Annotated in this window: 15 protein-coding genes; 4 read left to right on the forward strand and 11 right to left on the reverse strand. The window is 63.9% G+C overall.

All coding sequences use genetic code 11. The annotated features are described in order from the left end of the window. Positions 1-2 precede the first annotated feature (2 nt). From JOZ06_RS10345 to secA, 3 genes are all read right to left on the reverse strand, one after another. Positions 3-596 carry a Maf family protein gene (locus JOZ06_RS10345; RefSeq protein WP_293232106.1) on the reverse strand — a complete coding sequence of 198 codons (594 nt, stop codon included), beginning with the start codon at positions 594-596 and terminating at the stop codon, positions 3-5. A 105-nt stretch (positions 597-701) separates the two neighbouring features. Then, the gene (locus JOZ06_RS10350) at positions 702-1,457 is read right to left on the reverse strand and encodes a M15 family metallopeptidase (RefSeq protein WP_293232107.1); all 756 of its coding nucleotides are present in this window, start codon (positions 1,455-1,457) and stop codon (positions 702-704) included. A gap of 158 nt (positions 1,458-1,615) precedes the next feature. Further along, positions 1,616-4,315 carry a preprotein translocase subunit SecA gene (gene secA, locus JOZ06_RS10355; RefSeq protein ID WP_293232108.1) on the reverse strand — a complete coding sequence of 900 codons (2,700 nt, stop codon included), beginning with the start codon at positions 4,313-4,315 and terminating at the stop codon, positions 1,616-1,618. A 180-nt stretch (positions 4,316-4,495) separates the two neighbouring features. Here secA and JOZ06_RS10360 point away from each other — a divergent pair, with 180 nt between their 5' ends. Continuing rightward, positions 4,496-4,921 carry a DciA family protein gene (locus JOZ06_RS10360; protein WP_293232110.1) on the forward strand — a complete coding sequence of 142 codons (426 nt, stop codon included), beginning with the start codon at positions 4,496-4,498 and terminating at the stop codon, positions 4,919-4,921. Between the two features lie 13 nt (positions 4,922-4,934). On the opposite strand, the gene JOZ06_RS10365 is transcribed toward JOZ06_RS10360, so the two are convergent. From JOZ06_RS10365 to JOZ06_RS10390, 6 genes are all read right to left on the reverse strand, one after another. Continuing rightward, entirely contained in the window at positions 4,935-5,999 is a 1,065-nt protein-coding gene (locus JOZ06_RS10365; RefSeq protein ID WP_293232112.1) for a sulfate ABC transporter ATP-binding protein, read from the reverse strand. After that, on the reverse strand, positions 5,996-6,898 hold the full coding sequence (cysW, locus tag JOZ06_RS10370) for a sulfate ABC transporter permease subunit CysW (RefSeq protein WP_293232114.1): 903 nt from the start codon (positions 6,896-6,898) through the stop codon (positions 5,996-5,998). The genes JOZ06_RS10365 and cysW overlap by 4 nt, the downstream gene beginning before the upstream one ends. A gap of 9 nt (positions 6,899-6,907) precedes the next feature. Beyond that, positions 6,908-7,747, reverse strand: coding sequence for a sulfate ABC transporter permease subunit CysT (gene cysT / locus JOZ06_RS10375; protein WP_293232116.1), 840 nt, complete (start codon positions 7,745-7,747; stop codon positions 6,908-6,910). Between the two features lie 307 nt (positions 7,748-8,054). Further along, complete coding sequence (locus JOZ06_RS10380) at positions 8,055-8,831, reverse strand: DNA-binding domain-containing protein (protein ID WP_293232118.1); 777 nt, start codon at positions 8,829-8,831, stop codon at positions 8,055-8,057. Then, a complete protein-coding gene (locus JOZ06_RS10385; RefSeq protein WP_293232120.1) occupies positions 8,815-9,672 on the reverse strand; it encodes a DUF692 domain-containing protein in 858 nt (285 codons plus the stop codon). Before JOZ06_RS10385 ends, JOZ06_RS10380 begins: the two co-directional genes overlap by 17 nt. A gap of 13 nt (positions 9,673-9,685) precedes the next feature. Then, positions 9,686-9,946, reverse strand: a complete 261-nt coding sequence (locus tag JOZ06_RS10390) for a DUF2282 domain-containing protein (RefSeq protein WP_293232122.1) — start codon at positions 9,944-9,946, stop codon at positions 9,686-9,688. A gap of 221 nt (positions 9,947-10,167) precedes the next feature. On the opposite strand from JOZ06_RS10390, the gene JOZ06_RS10395 reads away from it, so the two are divergent. After that, on the forward strand, positions 10,168-11,427 hold the full coding sequence (locus JOZ06_RS10395) for a glutamate-5-semialdehyde dehydrogenase (RefSeq protein ID WP_293232124.1): 1,260 nt from the start codon (positions 10,168-10,170) through the stop codon (positions 11,425-11,427). Between the two features lie 300 nt (positions 11,428-11,727). Beyond that, complete coding sequence (locus tag JOZ06_RS10400; RefSeq protein WP_293232126.1) at positions 11,728-12,216, forward strand: universal stress protein; 489 nt, start codon at positions 11,728-11,730, stop codon at positions 12,214-12,216. Between the two features lie 13 nt (positions 12,217-12,229). Here the strand turns inward: JOZ06_RS10400 and JOZ06_RS10405 are convergent, their stop codons facing one another. Beyond that, positions 12,230-12,994 carry a TlyA family RNA methyltransferase gene (locus JOZ06_RS10405; protein WP_293232128.1) on the reverse strand — a complete coding sequence of 255 codons (765 nt, stop codon included), beginning with the start codon at positions 12,992-12,994 and terminating at the stop codon, positions 12,230-12,232. Between the two features lie 116 nt (positions 12,995-13,110). On the opposite strand from JOZ06_RS10405, the gene JOZ06_RS10410 reads away from it, so the two are divergent. Beyond that, positions 13,111-13,737 carry a YceH family protein gene (locus tag JOZ06_RS10410; protein WP_293232130.1) on the forward strand — a complete coding sequence of 209 codons (627 nt, stop codon included), beginning with the start codon at positions 13,111-13,113 and terminating at the stop codon, positions 13,735-13,737. A 26-nt stretch (positions 13,738-13,763) separates the two neighbouring features. Here JOZ06_RS10410 and JOZ06_RS10415 read toward each other — a convergent pair whose 3' ends face one another. Beyond that, positions 13,764-15,779, reverse strand: coding sequence for a prolyl oligopeptidase family serine peptidase (locus tag JOZ06_RS10415; RefSeq protein WP_293232132.1), 2,016 nt, complete (start codon positions 15,777-15,779; stop codon positions 13,764-13,766). Between the last annotated feature and the right edge of the window lie 53 nt (positions 15,780-15,832).

The raw sequence follows: 15,832 nt of genomic DNA on the forward strand, positions 1-15,832 counted from the left end.
CCTCAAGGAAAAACAAAACCGAACTGCGATAGCAGCGCAGCGGTTTCGAACAAAGGCAGGCCGACCACACCGGTGAAGCTGCCGGCAATGTGTTCGACGAAGACCGCGGCCAGCCCTTGGATGCCGTAGGCGCCGGCCTTATCGGCGGCCTCTCCGCTGTCGAGATAGCGCTGAATGTCGTCCTCGCCGAGCGCGCGGAACGTCACGTCGGTCACTGATGTCGTCAATGCCACTTGATCGCCGCGGCGCACCGCCACCGCGGTAATCACCTGATGGGTGCGTCCGGAAAAAGCCAGCAGCATGCGCCGCGCATCGGCGGCATCGGCCGGTTTGCCGAAAATCTCGCCGTCCTGCACCACGGTCGTATCCGCGGCCAGCAATGCCCGCTGCGGCAAACCGCTGCGTTCCACCACCGCCCAACCGGCATCCGCCTTGGCGCGCGCCAGCCGTTCGGCGTAAGCGCGCGCCGCCTCTCCCGGCAAAACCGATTCGTCGATGTCGGCGTGGATCCGCTCGAAATGGAGACCGAGCTGCGTCAGCAGCTCACGCCGGCGCGGGCTGCCGGAGGCCAGATACAAAGTGTCGTTTTCAGTCATGTTGGCAAACACGGAGAATCATTTGCCGTAAGCCTACCAGACGATGACGGCAGCGGACTACCCGCTTTCTGACAAAATCAAGGCAGCCCCCCCATTACGGTCCTGTCATGGACGTACGGGGAAGTCAAAGTAAGAATCCGGGTAGGGCTCGTCTTTCAGGGTGAAGTGCCACCACTCGGTACTGAGTGGCGTGAATCCGGCCTGCATCATCAACTGCCGCAGCAGCAGCCGATTGGCCTTCACCTGCGGCGATAGGGCCTGGTAGTCGGGGTGCGAGACGGGGCTGAAACAATCATAGCCGGTGCCAAAGTCCAGACTGTTATCCGGTGCGCGCTCAGCCGCGGGGCCCGTACAATCGGCCTGCTGCAAGGCCGAAAAAGGGGGCGGCACCGCGCTGCCCAGCGGCACGATGGTCAGATCCACGGTACTGCCGCGGCTGTGGCCGGAACGGTGGGCGATATAACCGTCGCTGAACAGCCGCCGCTTATCCACCGTGGGATAAAACGCCGTGCGCATCGCGACATCGCCGGGGTCCTCGGCCCAGCGGGCGAAATGGTCGACTGCCCGTTGCGGACGGTAGCAATCGTAAACCTTCAACGCGAGCCCCATGGGCGCCAACTGCTGCGCCACCGCGTCAAGCGCGCCTGCGGCCCGGCGTGTCAGCAGGCACAACGGCGCGTCATAGCCGTCGATCTTTTTACCGACAAAATTAAAATCGGTCGCATAGCGCATATCGCGCTGCACATGAGGCATCGACTGCCCCAGGGAGATGAAGTCCGCCGGCCGCCGCGCGGCCGGTTGCCCGGCCGACGCCGTGGTTATCAACAACATCGCCAGGATAGAAACGTCACGCCACGCCATGGTCCCTCCTCCTTCGCTTTAGCCTCGGGCTCAAAAAGCCGAGTATGGCGAATGGCGCGGAGGGCAAGGGCCGGTGGCTTCCCAAGCGCTCAGTAAAAAAGCCCCGCGCGTTGAAGGACGCTTCAACGCGCGGGGCGGGTACGGCTCAGTAAAGCGGCTTACGCCAGCCTACCGTGGCATTGCTTGTATTTTTTGCCGCTGCCGCACGGGCAGGGATCGTTCCGGCCGATGCGCAGGCCGCGGTTGGCCAGCGCCTCCGGCGTCAGATCGTCATCGGACAAGCCAGCCGGATCGTCGTGCAACAGCGCGGTTTCGCGCGCCTCGCGCGCTTCCATCGCCTCGACTTCCTCGTGACTGCGGATCTGCACCGTCATCAACACGCCCACCACGCTGCGCTTGATCCGCTCCAGCATGTCGGCGAACAGTTCGAAAGCCTCGCGCTTATATTCCTGCTTCGGGTTCTTCTGCGCGTAACCGCGCAGGTGAATGCCTTGGCGCAGATGATCCATCGCCGACAGGTGCTCACGCCAATGGGTATCGAGCATCTGCAGCACGATCGAATGCTCGAACTTGCGCATGCCCTCGTCGCCCACCAGCTCGACCTTGGCCGCATAACTTTCCTCGGCCTGCTTCAAGATGCGTTCGCGAATGTCCGGTATATCCAGATTAGGCTCGCTTTGCAGCCATGCGCCCACGGGCGCCTCGAGCTGATACTCGCCGGCCAGCGCCTTCTCGAGCCCGGGCAGGTCCCACTGCTCGTCCATCGAACCCGGCGGAATATGCAGGTCGACCAGATCGCCCAACACCCCTTCGCGCATGTTGATCACCACGGCGCTGACATCCTCGTCCTCGAGGATTTCATTGCGCTGCTGGTAGATCACTTTACGCTGGTCATTGGCGACATCGTCATACTCAAGCAGTTGTTTGCGGATATCGAAGTTGCGTCCCTCGACCTTGCGTTGGGCGTTTTCGATCGAACGGCTGACCCAGGGATGCTCGATGGCCTCGCCGGCCGGCATCTTCAGGCGCTCCATGATCGCGGCGACGCGGTCGGAAGCGAAGATGCGCAACAGCGGATCCTCCAGCGACAAATAGAAGCGGGACGAGCCCGGGTCGCCCTGACGACCGGAACGGCCGCGCAGCTGGTTGTCGATCCGTCGCGATTCGTGGCGCTCGGTGCCGACGATGTGCAACCCGCCGGCTTCCAGCACGGCGTCGTGACGCTGCTGCCATTCGGCGCGCAAGGTTTCCACGCGCTGGCGCTTCTCGTCATCGCTCAGGCTGTCGTCGCCCTCGACGGCGAGAATATCGTTTTCCGGGTTGCCGCCGAGCACGATGTCGGTACCGCGGCCGGCCATGTTGGTCGCCACGGTGATCACGCCTGGCCGGCCCGCCTGCACGACGATATCCGCCTCGCGCGCGTGCTCCTTGGCGTTGAGCACGTTATGCGGCAGCTTGGCGCGGGTCAGGAGTTCGGAGATCAGCTCGGAGTTCTCGATCGAGGTGGTCCCCACCAGCGCCGGCTGACCACGCCGGTGGCAGTCGGTGATATCGTCGACGATCGCCTGGTATTTCTCGGCCGCGGTACGGTACACCTTGTCCTGCGCGTCCTTGCGGATCATCGGACGGTTGGTCGGAATCACCACGGTTTCCAGACCGTAAATTTCCTGGAATTCGTAGGCTTCGGTATCGGCGGTGCCGGTCATCCCGGACAGTTTGCCGTAAAGACGGAAGTAATTCTGGAAGGTGATCGAGGCCAGCGTCTGGTTCTCGCGGTTGATCTCGACGCGCTCCTTCGCTTCGACCGCCTGGTGCAGACCGTCGGACCAACGGCGGCCCGGCATCAGCCGGCCGGTGAATTCGTCGACGATGATCACCTCGCCGTCCTGCACCACATAATGCTGGTCGCGCAGAAACAGCGAATGGGCCTTGAGCGCCGCCATCAGGTGATGCATCAGCGAGATGTTGGTGGCCGAGTAGAGGCTGTCGCCCTCGCGCAGCATGCCCATCTTGGCCAACAACTGCTCGCAGCGCTCGTGGCCGGCTTCGGACAGCATCACGGTGTGGCCCTTCTCGTCCACCCAGTAATCGCCCTCGCCGTCTTCCTTGTCCTGACGGCGCAACTGGCCGGGGATCGCGTCCATGCGCGTATAGAGGTCGAGATTGTCCTCGGCCGGGCCGGAAATGATCAACGGCGTGCGCGCCTCGTCGATCAGAATCGAGTCCACTTCGTCGACCACGGCGAAAGACAGCAGACGCTGCACTTTTTCGCCCAGGCTGAACACCATGTTGTCGCGCAGATAATCGAAGCCGAACTCGTTGTTGGTGCCGTAAGTGATGTCGGAGGCATAGGCGGACTGTTTGGCGGTGTGATCCATTTGGCTCAGATTCACGCCGACAGACAGGCCGAGGAAGTTGTACAGGCGGCCCATGGTGCGGGCGTCGCGGCTGGCCAGATAGTCGTTGACCGTCACGACATGCACCCCCTTGCCGCTGAGCGCATTCAGGTAAACCGCCAGCGTAGCGACCAGCGTCTTGCCTTCGCCCGTACGCATTTCCGCGATTTTGCCGTCATGCAGCACCATGCCGCCAATCAGCTGCACGTCGAAATGGCGCATGCCCAGCACGCGGCGAGACGCTTCGCGGCACACGGCAAAGGCTTCGGGCAGCAGATCGTCGAGCGCGGCGCCACCGGCCAGACGCGAGCGGAATTCGGCGGTTTTGCCGGCCAGCGCTTCGTCCGACAGCGCGCGCATTCCTTCTTCAAGGGCATTGATGCGGACCACCACTTGACGGTACTGCTTCAGCAGCCGCTCGTTACGGCTGCCGAACACTTTCTTGAGTAACGAGGAAATCATCTATCGAATCCAGGGGGGAGCCTGCAAGGCCAAAAATGACGAAGAGTTTAGCACATTCAATGCACTGGATATCAGGGTATGATTGCTTTGCATCAAGAGCCGGCACGCAAAAACCCTGATGACGGGCCGCCGCGCGCGCCGCGCCATGCACTAAAATCCAGATAAACCTAAGGCCTGTCGATGAAAAGCCGTACCCCCTATCAGATCGCCAGCCGCGACCCGCGGCTCACGCAATTGACCGCCGAGGCACGGGCGCTCCTGAAAATGGACAAACAGTTCCGCCGGCTACTGCCGGACGCCGTCGCCGCCGGCTGCCAAGCCGTGCGCATCGAGGGAGGGGAATTGCTGCTGTTTGCCGATAACGGCTTGATTGCCGCCCGGTTGCGCCTGATCGCCCCCGGGCTGTTGCCGCGCCTGGCGGCGTTAGGCTACCCGGCCGATCGGGTCAAGGTGCGCGTCAGTCCGCGCCTGCCGCCGGTCAAGCGGCAAAAGCAATCGAACATCAGTGAAAAGGCGCTCGACGGCATCGAGGCAGCCGCCGACACCGTCAAGGATCCGCTGGTCGCCGACGCGCTGGCCAAGCTGATTGCACATCACCGCAGATGACCGCGGCGGGCCTTCAGATCGCATAGTCGGCACCGCCGGGAAACACGGCGAGTTTGCGCGGCTTGACGTACACCACATCGCCAGGCGTGATGCCCAGCTCACGATAGCGCTCCTTCGGCAGCGCCACTTCGATGGCCGCGCCGTCATCGCGCTGCAACTCCAGCCGCACCAGCGGACCGACCGCGTGAATGTGCGCCACCCGGCCTTGCGCCAGTGCGCCGTCCGCGACCCAGGTGATATCCAGATCGTGGGGACGCACATAGGCGACCGCGCGTTCGGCGTCGTCCAGACCATGGACCGCGTGGGCAAACGGACCGATGGTCAAGCTGCCGGCCTCGACGCGGCCGTGAAACAAATTCACGTCGCCGAGGAAGTGGGTGACGAACGGCGAGGCGGGGTTTTCATAAATGTCGTCCGGCGCGCCCACCTGTTCGATGCGGCCATGGTTCATCACCACCACGCGGTCGGACACCTCGAGCGCCTCCTCCTGGTCGTGCGTGACGAACACGCTGGTCAGATGGATCTGGTCGTGCAAATCGCGCAACCACCGGCGCAGGTCCTTGCGCACCTTGGCATCCAACGCGCCGAACGGCTCGTCCAGCAACAACACTTTCGGCTCCACCGCCAGCGAACGCGCCAAGGCGACGCGCTGGCGCTGACCGCCGGATAGTTGGGCCGGATAGGCGCCGGCCAGCCAATCCAGCTGCACCAATTTGAGCAGGCTCATCACCCGATCGCGGATTTCCGCCTTACCGGGACGCGTGGCGCGCGGCTTGACCGACAGCCCGAACGCCACGTTGTCGAACACGGTCATATGCCGGAACAACGCGTAGTGCTGGAAAACGAATCCCACCTGACGCTCGCTCACATGGCGCGTGGTGGCGTCTTGACCCGCGAACAGAATCTGCCCGGCATCAGGGCGGTCGAGCCCGGCAATCATGCGCAGCAACGTGGTCTTGCCGCACCCCGACGGGCCGAGCAGCGCCAACAGTTCGCCATCGTCCACCCGCAAATCGACCTGGTCGAGCGCGACAAAATCGCCGAAACGTTTGCTCAATTGACGGACTTCGATACTCATGCGGATTCCTGGTTCAGGTGGATCATGGCTTGGGTGCGGCGGTCTTGTGTCTCGTGGAGCGCGCGCGCCGCCGCGCGCGCCTGACGCCATTCGACCAGGGTTTTGGCCACCAGCGTCAAAAGCGCGAGCAGGGTCAACAACGACGCGCAGGCGAAGGCGCCGACGAAGTTGTATTCGTTGTAGAGAATTTCGATATGCAGCGGCAGGGTGATGGTTTCACCGCGGATATGGCCGGACACCACGCTGACCGCGCCGAACTCGCCCATGGCGCGCGCGTTGGTCAGGATCACGCCGTAGAGCAGCCCCCACTTGACGTTGGGCAGCGTCACGCGGAGGAAGGTCTGCCAGCCGGAAGCCCCAAGCACCAGCGCCGCCTGCTCTTCTTCCGCCCCCTGCGATTGCATCAGCGGAATCAGCTCGCGCGCCACGAACGGGAAGGTGACGAACACCGACGCCAGCACGATCCCCGACACCGCGAACACCACTTTCACGCCATGCGCCTCAAGCCAGCCGCCCAGCGGCGAGTGCACGCCGAACAACAGCACATACATCAGCCCGGCCACCACCGGCGACACGGAAAACGGCAGATCAATGAGCGTGCTCAACAGGCTCTTGCCGCGGAATTCGAAGCGGGCGATGCACCACGCGGCACAGACGCCGAACACCAAGTTCAGCGGAAGCGCTACCGCGGTGGCCAACAGCGTCAGCTTGATGGCATCGAGCGCGTCGTTGTCGGCCAGCGCCGCCCAGTACAAGCCGAGCCCCTGAGCGAGCGCCTGTTGAAACACGACGAACAGGGGCAGCAGCAGAAACAGCGTCAGAAACAGCACGGCAACGGCGGTCAGCAGCCAACGCGTGGCGCGGCCTTCGGCGGTCGGGGGGAGCGAAAATGCGCGCATGCCGTCTCCTTAGCGTCCAGCGCCCTGACGCCGGGCCACGCGCCATTGCAGCCCATTGATCAGCAACAGGCAGATAAAGGAAATGCCCAGCATCACCACCGCCACCGCCGTGGCGCCATGCAGATCATACTGGTCGAGCTTGGCCACGATGATCAGCGGCGCGATCTCCGACACGCGCGGAATATTGCCGGCAATGAAGATCACCGAGCCGTATTCGCCCGCGCCGCGGGCAAACGCCAGCGCGACGCCGGTCAAGAGCGATGGTAAAAGCGCCGGCAGGACCACGCGGAAAACGATCTGCCAGCGCGACGCGCCCAGGCAGCTTGCCGCCTCCTCCAGCTCGCGCTCCAAGCCCTGCAGCACCGGTTCGACGGTGCGCACGACAAAGGGTAAACCGATGAAGGTGAGCGCCACCACGATGCCCAACGGCGCGAACGCCACCTTGACGCCCAGCGGGTCAAGCCACTGCCCGATCAGCCCGGAAGGCGCATAGAGGCTCGTCAACGCGATGCCGGCGACCGCCGTGGGCAGCGCAAACGGCAAATCGATCATGGCATCGAACAGCCGCCGACCGGGAAAGGGATAGCGCACCAGCACCCAAGCCACCAACAGGCCGAAAGCGGCATTGATCAACGCGGCATAGAACGACGAGGCAAAAGACAGACGGATCGACGCCAGCACGCGACTATCCGCCAGCGTATGCGCGAAAGCGGTGAACCCCATGCCGGCGGTGGAGACGATCAGCGCGGCAAACGGCAGAATCACGATCAGCCCGAGCCAGAACAAGCTGACGCCGAAGGCCAGCCCGAAGCCGGGCAACATGCTGTATTGTCGGTTGAAGAGGCTCATGGTCCCGGCGCGTTGGAATGCAAATCAGCAAGATAAGAAACTATACCGTCCGATTTTTATTACCATAAATAATATTGAGAAATACCGTTAGCCGGTGCGGTTATAACCCATTGCGGCGCGAACGAAGATAACCCTCAAGCGACCAGCGGCCCGGACCATGCAAAGCCAGCACCACCCGCAACGTTCCCCAGAAGAGATGATCCTGCCGGCCCAATTCGGGCAACACCGGCAAGGACAAAGCTGTCCGCCAAATCGGTCGCGAACAGCCCCGCGGCGGCGCGACGATAGCATTGCGACAGCAAGGCGCTCATCTCGCCCCCTCGCGCCAAACGCGCACGATCAACCCCTGCCCGATCAATAGCGTCAACAGCCGCTGCAGATCCAAGCCCGCCGCGTCTGGCACGGTAGACACCGCGTCGAGCAAGGTTCGGCCGGCGCCGAGCGCGGCCACTACCGCCGCGTCGCCCGGCGACAATACCGTCACGGCCATGCCGGACGGCCCCCGGCTCACTAGCGCGCATTGCTGGCGGCGAAAATTCACGCGACGCGAGCCGCGGTGATTCGCTTGATTGACATGCCAAATATCGTACAGCGGCCATGACGATGCCAGGACGGCATGGGCCGGCGCCAACGTCAAGCAAAGCGCCCCCCAGTGCGCCGGATCTGTCGCGGCAAGCAACGACAAATCCGCCGGCGGCGCGTCGGCGGCCGCGCCTACCTGATGGATGGCCCACTCCAACCGGGCGACATCGGGGAGGTAGGGCAATGTGGCGGCGGGGGCGAAGCAGCCGAGAAAATCGGCGAAATCGCCGCCGTAATCATTCAGATCGCCACTACGGCTCGGCCGCTCCTGCGCGTAACGCCGTGCCGCGGCGTGCAGGAACGGCGCGCCGACAATACGCTCGATGACCGGATACGTGCTGGAGAGCGCGCGGCTCAGATTGGACAACACGCTGTCGCGATAGACGCGAAAGGCCCGCTCGGCGCGCGCCGGATCTCCCGCGCACCCGGCCAAGAACGGCGTCGGGTCTTGCCCGAACACCGCCGCGGCGAACGCGGTCTGCAATTCACGCAACGAAGGCATGGCGCACCTCCTTGCCGTCGCGGAGCAGGGCGTCGGCGCGAGCGGCCTCTTGCTGCAATGTTGCCAGCGGCGGCAAGTCCTGATCCCACTCGATCAACGTCGGCTGCGGTCCAAAGCGCGCCAGCGCTTCGCGGTACAGCCGCCACACCGGTTCGCTCACCGGCCGGGAATGCGTGTCGATCAAGAAGCCGTCCACTTCCTCGTACCCGGCCAGGTGGATCTCGGCCACCGCCTCGCCCGGCATGGCGGCCAGGTAATCCAGGGCGTCATAGCCGTGGTTGACGGCGCTGACGTACACATTGTTGATGTCGAGCAGCAACAAACACCCCGTGCGGCGCGTCACCTCGGCGACAAATTCCCATTCCGGCCAATCCTCCGGCAAGAAGCGCAGGTAACTGGACACGTTCTCCACCAATAGCCGCCGGCCCAGCGCCAGCTGCACCGCGTCGACATGGTCGCACACCCGTGCCAGCGCCTCCCTGGTGTAGGGCAGCGGCAACAGGTCATTGAGCCAACGTCCGCCGATGGCGGACCAGCACAGATGTTCGGAAATGGCGGCGGGCTCGATGCGCGCCGCCAGAGCGGCCAGGCGGCGCAGGTGCCCTTCATCGAGCGCATCCCCGCCGAGCGACATGCCGACCCCGTGCAAGCTCACCGGATAGCGCGAGCGCACCGCTTCCAGCCGGGACAACGCGGGACCGCCCGCCTGAAAAAAATTCTCGCTATGGACCTCTACCCATCCCAAGCGGGGCGAGCCTGCCAGAACCGCTTCTTCATGCGGCGCACGCAGCCCGATGCCGGCACTCAGCGGCAACGAAACATCAGAACGGACGGTCACCATACGTGCCCCCGCCTTATTGACCGCCTGCCGGCTTCAGCTTGCCGCCCATCGACTGGCAACTGCCGGACGGCACCAGTTTGAAGTCGTTCGGGTCGTTGTCGACTTTCGACTGGCCGGCGCAGGAATGCTTGCTGTATTGGCTCGCGCAGTCGTTTTTGCCGGCCTTGGCGATGCCGTAGCATTGTTCGGTACTGGCCGCCGTGGCGGCGGCCGACAGTCCAAGGACCAATAGGCCCAGCGCGGCGGCCTGAATCGTTTTTTGTGCATGCTGCATGGTTTTCTCCTTAACGTCGTCATGACGCCGGCGCGGCGCCGGAAACCCGAACGCGGGCCTTCCACGCTGTTCGTCGCGGATCGAACGGATTTCTTACAGGTACTGTAGATTCTTTTTTGCGTGGCGGTGGGTGCCGCCAGGAACGGGGCGGCACTTGCCGCACCGCATCATGTCGGTTACGCTCGATCGCATCGGAACGCACTTTAGAGCCAAGGGACAGCATGGACATCACAGACTATATGCAACAGGTCGGCCGCGCGGCTCGGGCCGCCAGCCGCGTGTTGGCGCGCGCGGACAGCGGCTGCAAAAATCAAGCGCTGTTGGCCATGGCCGACGCGATCGAACGTGACCGTGCCAAGCTCGCCGCCGCCAACCGTCAAGACGTGGACGCGGCGCGCGCCGCCGGCCTGGACGCGGCGCTGCTCGACCGTCTGACCGTATCGGATGCCGGCATCACCGCCATGGCCGAAGGCCTGCGCCAAGTGGCGGCGCTGCCCGATCCGGTGGGCGAGATGAGCGACTTCACCTACCGCCCTTCCGGCATTCAACTGGGCAAAATGCGCGTACCGCTCGGCGTGGTGGGCATTATTTACGAAGCCCGCCCCAACGTGACCGCAGACGCGGCGGCGCTGTGCCTGAAATCCGGCAACGCGGCCATTTTGCGCGGCGGCTCGGAAGCCTTTCACAGCAATCAGGCCATCGCCGCCTGTGTGCACGAGGGATTGCGCGCCGCCGGCTTGCCGGCCGAAGCGGTACAAGTACTCGAAACCACCGACCGCAGCGCGGTCGGCGCGCTGATCACCATGACCGAGTATGTCGACGTGCTGGTGCCGCGCGGCGGCAAGGGACTGATCGCGCGTATCAGCGCCGAGGCGCGTGTGCCGGTCATCAAGCATCTCGACGGCAACTGCCACGTCTATATCGACGAGCGGGCCAACCCCGCCCACGCCCACGCAATCGCCATCAACGCCAAAACGCAGCGCTACGGCACGTGCAACACCATGGAGACGTTATTGGTCCATCACGCCGTGGCGGCCGATATCCTGCCGCGTCTGGCGGCGGCCTACGGCGAAAAGGGTGTGGCGCTGCGCGGCTGCGAGCGCACGCGCGCGCTCTTGGGCGCCGGGGTCAGCGCGGCGTCGGAAGAGGACTGGTTCACCGAATACTTGGCGCCGATTCTGGCGATCCGCATCGTCGACGATCTCGACCAAGCCATCGAGCACATCAACCATTACGGCAGCCACCATACCGATGCCATCGTCACCGAGGATTACAGTCGCGCGCGCCGATTCCTGCGCGAAGTCGACTCGTCGAGCGTGATGGTCAACGCCAGCACCCGTTTCGCCGATGGCTTCGAGTATGGCTTGGGCGCGGAAATCGGCATTTCCACCGACAAGATCCACGCACGCGGCCCGGTTGGCCTCGTCGGATTGACCAGTCAAAAATGGGTGGTGCTTGGCGACGGACAAGTGCGTCAGTGAGGCGAAAGAGGCGGAAAAACAGTAAAAATGTGAACAACTTGTGCACAAGCTGTTCACAAGTTGTGGGAATCATTCTCAACTCCTAAGTACTACCACTTAAATGCCAGTTTTCTTTTGGCAAACCGCCGTCATTTTTTATAAAACTGCAAATGAGTCTCCTGGTTACAGGGCTCATTGGCCCCCCGCAGCCATTTCCGCCCACCCTCTCAGGGTGGGCATTTTTCTTTGCGGCGGACTATCTTCCCACCGGGGATCCCGCTAAGCTGGATGTCACCCCATGACAATAGGGTAAGCGCTCGCATGTACCAGCACATCATCGCTGCCGTGGATGGCAGCACCCATGCCGATAAAGCCCTGCTGCAGGCTGGCTTGCTGGCCCGCCAGGTCGGTGCGCGGCTTACCGTGGCGCATATCGTCAATCTGCAAAACCTGGCCCGCGCCGACAGCGAGCTGGTCCCCACCACGGAAGGGCTCGCACAAGCGCAAGCGCGTGGCCGCGCCATCCTAGAGCAGGCGCGCCAGCGCCTGGCCGACGCCTATGACCTCCCGGCGGAACTGCATCTGGGCGACAGCTGGCATGGCAAGCGCGATATGGCGCAAGTGCTGGCACGGTTCGCCAAGGAGGTCGACGCCGATCTGCTGGTGCTGGCCACCCATGGCCGAACCGGTTTGCGTCACATGCTGATGGGAAGTTTTATCGAGAACGTGATGCGCGCGGCGCCATGCCCGCTGCTGGTCGTGCAAAGCCGGCTCAACGCCGCCGGCTCGGGAGCCCGCTTGGCCGCGTAACGGTGGCGGCCGGTTATCCGCCCTTGCGGGCGAAAACGAAAAATTCGCGATTGCCGTCGCCGCCGGTAATCGGGCTGTCGAACCACCGCAGCATCGTCAGCCCCTCGGCGGCCACCGCGTCGCCGACCTTCCGCCGCACGCCATCATAAAGCCGCACGTCGCGCACGATGCCTCCGCGGCCAATGCCTTCCCGTCCCACCTCGAATTGCGGCTTGACCAGCGACAGCAGATGACCGCCAGGCCTAAGCAGCGCCAAGGCAGAGGGCAGCACCAACGTCAACGAGATGAACGACACGTCGCAAACGATGAGGTCGAAAGGCTGGTCCGCGTTAGCCGCCAACAGCGTGGCGCCGTCCAACGCGCGCGCGTTCACCCCTTCGAAATAGCGCACACGCGCGTCTTGGCGCAGACGAGCCGCCAACTGGTCGTGGCCGACGTCCACGCCGACAACCCGGCTAGCGCCCGATTGCAGCAGGCAATCGGTAAAACCGCCTGTCGACTGGCCAACATCCAGCACCGTCAGACCGGTCGCCGCCAGGTCGACGGCGGCCAGCGCGCCGGCCATCTTCAAACCGCCGCGCGACACGTAACGGTCGGCTGGATCGGGCGTGATGTGAAATGCGGCGAAATCCTCGGCGAACTTCTGCCCGGACTTGGTGAGCGGCACGCGTTTGCCGCCGATGTCCACGCTGACTCGCCCGGCATCGATCAGATGTTGGGCATTGGTACGGGACGGGGCCAGGCCCAGCGTCACGAGCAGCAAGTCGGCACGGATCATAAGACAGCTCGGTATCGGAAAGCCGACAGCGTGGCGACAGCCGTGGCCGCTGTCAACTGCCCCACGCCTGGCCGATGCTAGAATGGCATTTTCATCTCTCGGGGGACATACGGCTCATGGACGGCTACCAACTCAATCCGGTCGAAGTACGGGTGCTGGGCGCTTTGATTGAAAAACAAGCGTTGACGCCGGATACCTACCCCCTGACGCTGAATGCCCTGACAGCTGCCTGCAATCAGTTGACCAGCCGCGAACCGGTGATGCAGCTCACCGACAGCGACATCCTTGCCACCCTGGATAGCTTGGCCGCGCAAAAACTGATCGCCGAGCGCACGCCGGCCGGCAGCCGCGTGGCCAAATACGAGCACCGCCTCAATTATGAATGGCATCTCGATGGCGCGCGTCTTGCGGCGCTGGCCATCCTCATGCTGCGCGGCGCGCAGACGGCGGCGGAGATTCGCGCCCGCAGCGGCCGACTCCATGCCTTCTCGAGCGGCGAGGAAGTGGAAACCGCCTTGTCGGCGCTCGCCGACAAATATCCGCCGATGGTGGTGAAACTCGCGCGCCAGCCCGGCGCGCGCGAGGCGCGCTGGGCCCACCTGCTCAGCGGCGAGCCGCAGCAAATCGTCGAGGAATGCCGCGAAATCGATATCGGCCTCGCCGGCCGCGTCGCCGCGCTGGAAGCGCAAGTCGAGGCGCTCAAAACGCGTCTAGTCGCGCTCGAAACGCGCTTGGACGAATGACCTTAGGGTCTGTTTGCAGACAGGCCCTAGTCGAACAGACGCTGGTACAGATACACCAGCACCCGCGCCAGATCGCTTGCCGTTTGCTCCTGGCCGGCACTGCCGGTATGGCCGCCGCTGTCCGTTTCAAAAAACAGCGGCTGATGGCCGAGTTCGTTCAATCGCGCCACCATCTTGCGCGCATGCGCTGGATGCACGCGGTCGTCACGGCGGCTGGTGGTGAATAGCGCCTGTGGATAGGCCACTTCGGAACGAAGCTGGTGATAGGGCGAATAAGCCGCCAGATAGGGGCGGTCCTCGGCGTTGTCCGGGTCGCCGTACTCGTCGATCCAGCTTGCGCCGGCCAAGAGGCCGGTGTAACGCAGCATATCGAGCAGCGGCACTTCGCACACCACCGCCTGGAACAGTTCCGGACGCCGCACCATGGCCGCGCCGACCAAGAGCCCCCCGTTGCTGCCGCCTTCGATGGCCAAGTGACGGGGATCGGTGACGCCTCGCGCGATCAGATCCTCGGCCACGGCGATGAAATCGTCAAAGCTGACCGCGCGATGCACGCCCTGGGCGGCTTGATGCCAGGCCGGCCCAAACTCTCCGCCCCCGCGAATATTGGCCACCACGTACACCCCGCCCTTTTCCAGCCACTGCGGGCCAAAGTTGTCCATGTAATACGGCAACATCGGCACTTCGAAACCGCCATAGCCATACAACAACGTCGGGGCATGCCCGTTAAACGGCAAATCGCGCGAACGCACGATGAAATACGGGATCGCCATGCCGTCCGGCGCACACGCGCGCCACTGTTCGGCGACGAAACGGCTGGCGTCGAACGCCGCCGGTTGCGCGCGCAGGCATTCCGGCGTACCGCTTGGCAACTCGATTCGGTACAGACCGGTCGGCGTCAGAAAATCGCTATAGCTGTAGTACAGACAATCGGTATTCCACGGCTGGTCGACAAATTCGATCACCCCTTGTGCCGGCACCGGCAACGGGTATTCGCACCAGCTTCCGCGCTCTTTGCCGAAGGCAAGCAGGCGGCTTTGCACATTTTCCAGCAAATTGACCAGGATGAAGTCGCGACTGCACTCGACCGACTCGACCGAAGCCTGCGATCCCGGATTCACCAGCAGCGCCGCCTCGCCACTGGCCAGGGTGTACGCCACGAGCGCCCCCGCCGGCCACAGCCGTCCGCCATGCGCCCAATCCTGCGCGAGCTTGACCACCAGATCGCCGTGAAGCCAAGCCAAGACTTCCGCCTCCTTAGGCAGCGGCAGGGCCGTGGTGCGGCGATCCTCGTCGAGCACATAGTAGGTTTTGCGGTAGAAGCTGTCGGCGGCCTCGATCATGTCCAGCGCGCCGCCGTCGCACGCTAGAAAGCGCCAAGCGCTGACCATCATGGCATCCCGCGGCACGGCGAACAGCCGTTCGGCCTGCGCCCAATCCGCGCCCCGCGGCAGCAGCCACACCTCGCGCGGATAACCGGCCCGGGAGCGCTGCCGCGCCTCCCAGGCCGGGCAGACGAACAGACTGTCCTGATCGCGCCAGGCAACGTGATTCTTGCCGATGGGCAGGCGGAAGCCGCCCGCGACGAAATCGCCCGCCGCCAGATCGTACTCGCGCGTCTCGGCGGCATCGCTACCGCCCAGGCTCAATGTCAGCAGACAACGCTCAGGCGCCAACGTGTAATGCGCGACACTGTCCAAGTACCAGTCCCGCCCTTCCGCCTCGGCCAACCGGTCGACGTCGAGCACCACCTGCCAATCGCTCGCGCCGGCGCGATAGGCCGCAAGCGAGGTGCGCCGATACACGCCCCGTGGATGCTCGGCGCTTTGGTGAAAGTTGTACAACCAATCGCCATGCTGGCTGAAGAACGGGATTTGCCGAGTATCGCGCAGGTTCTGCAGAACCTCGTCTCTGATCGACTCGAAGCGGGGATCGGCATCGAGAACGGCGCGGGTCAGGGTGTTTTGCGCCTCGACCCAGCGCACGGCCTCGTCGCTGTCGAGCGGCTCCAGCCACAGGTAAGGATCGGCATGGGTGGTCATATCGTCACCGGTCGGTCTTTAAAGTCGCCAGAGAGTAGCACAAACGCCGGGTT

This window comes from Paludibacterium sp., assembly GCF_019232825.1.
Taxonomy (GTDB): domain Bacteria; phylum Pseudomonadota; class Gammaproteobacteria; order Burkholderiales; family Chromobacteriaceae; genus Paludibacterium.

Excerpts from the sequence above, each read along its gene's own strand:
- cysT (WP_293232116.1), bottom strand. The coding sequence starts at position 7,747 with ATGAGCCTCTTCAACCGACAATACAGCATGTTGCCCGGCTTCGGGCTG.
- JOZ06_RS10380 (WP_293232118.1), bottom strand. The coding sequence starts at position 8,831 with ATGCCTTCGTTGCGTGAATTGCAGACCGCGTTCGCCGCGGCGGTGTTC.
- JOZ06_RS10350 (WP_293232107.1), bottom strand. The coding sequence starts at position 1,457 with ATGGCGTGGCGTGACGTTTCTATCCTGGCGATGTTGTTGATAACCACG.
- JOZ06_RS10390 (WP_293232122.1), bottom strand. The coding sequence starts at position 9,946 with ATGCAGCATGCACAAAAAACGATTCAGGCCGCCGCGCTGGGCCTATTG.
- JOZ06_RS10365 (WP_293232112.1), bottom strand. The coding sequence starts at position 5,999 with ATGAGTATCGAAGTCCGTCAATTGAGCAAACGTTTCGGCGATTTTGTC.
- cysW (WP_293232114.1), bottom strand. The coding sequence starts at position 6,898 with ATGCGCGCATTTTCGCTCCCCCCGACCGCCGAAGGCCGCGCCACGCGT.
- JOZ06_RS10400 (WP_293232126.1), top strand. The coding sequence starts at position 11,728 with ATGTACCAGCACATCATCGCTGCCGTGGATGGCAGCACCCATGCCGAT.
- JOZ06_RS10345 (WP_293232106.1), bottom strand. The coding sequence starts at position 596 with ATGACTGAAAACGACACTTTGTATCTGGCCTCCGGCAGCCCGCGCCGG.
- JOZ06_RS10385 (WP_293232120.1), bottom strand. The coding sequence starts at position 9,672 with ATGGTGACCGTCCGTTCTGATGTTTCGTTGCCGCTGAGTGCCGGCATC.
- JOZ06_RS10405 (WP_293232128.1), bottom strand. The coding sequence starts at position 12,994 with ATGATCCGTGCCGACTTGCTGCTCGTGACGCTGGGCCTGGCCCCGTCC.
- JOZ06_RS10395 (WP_293232124.1), top strand. The coding sequence starts at position 10,168 with ATGGACATCACAGACTATATGCAACAGGTCGGCCGCGCGGCTCGGGCC.
- JOZ06_RS10360 (WP_293232110.1), top strand. The coding sequence starts at position 4,496 with ATGAAAAGCCGTACCCCCTATCAGATCGCCAGCCGCGACCCGCGGCTC.
- secA (WP_293232108.1), bottom strand. The coding sequence starts at position 4,315 with ATGATTTCCTCGTTACTCAAGAAAGTGTTCGGCAGCCGTAACGAGCGG.
- JOZ06_RS10410 (WP_293232130.1), top strand. The coding sequence starts at position 13,111 with ATGGACGGCTACCAACTCAATCCGGTCGAAGTACGGGTGCTGGGCGCT.
- JOZ06_RS10415 (WP_293232132.1), bottom strand. The coding sequence starts at position 15,779 with ATGACCACCCATGCCGATCCTTACCTGTGGCTGGAGCCGCTCGACAGC.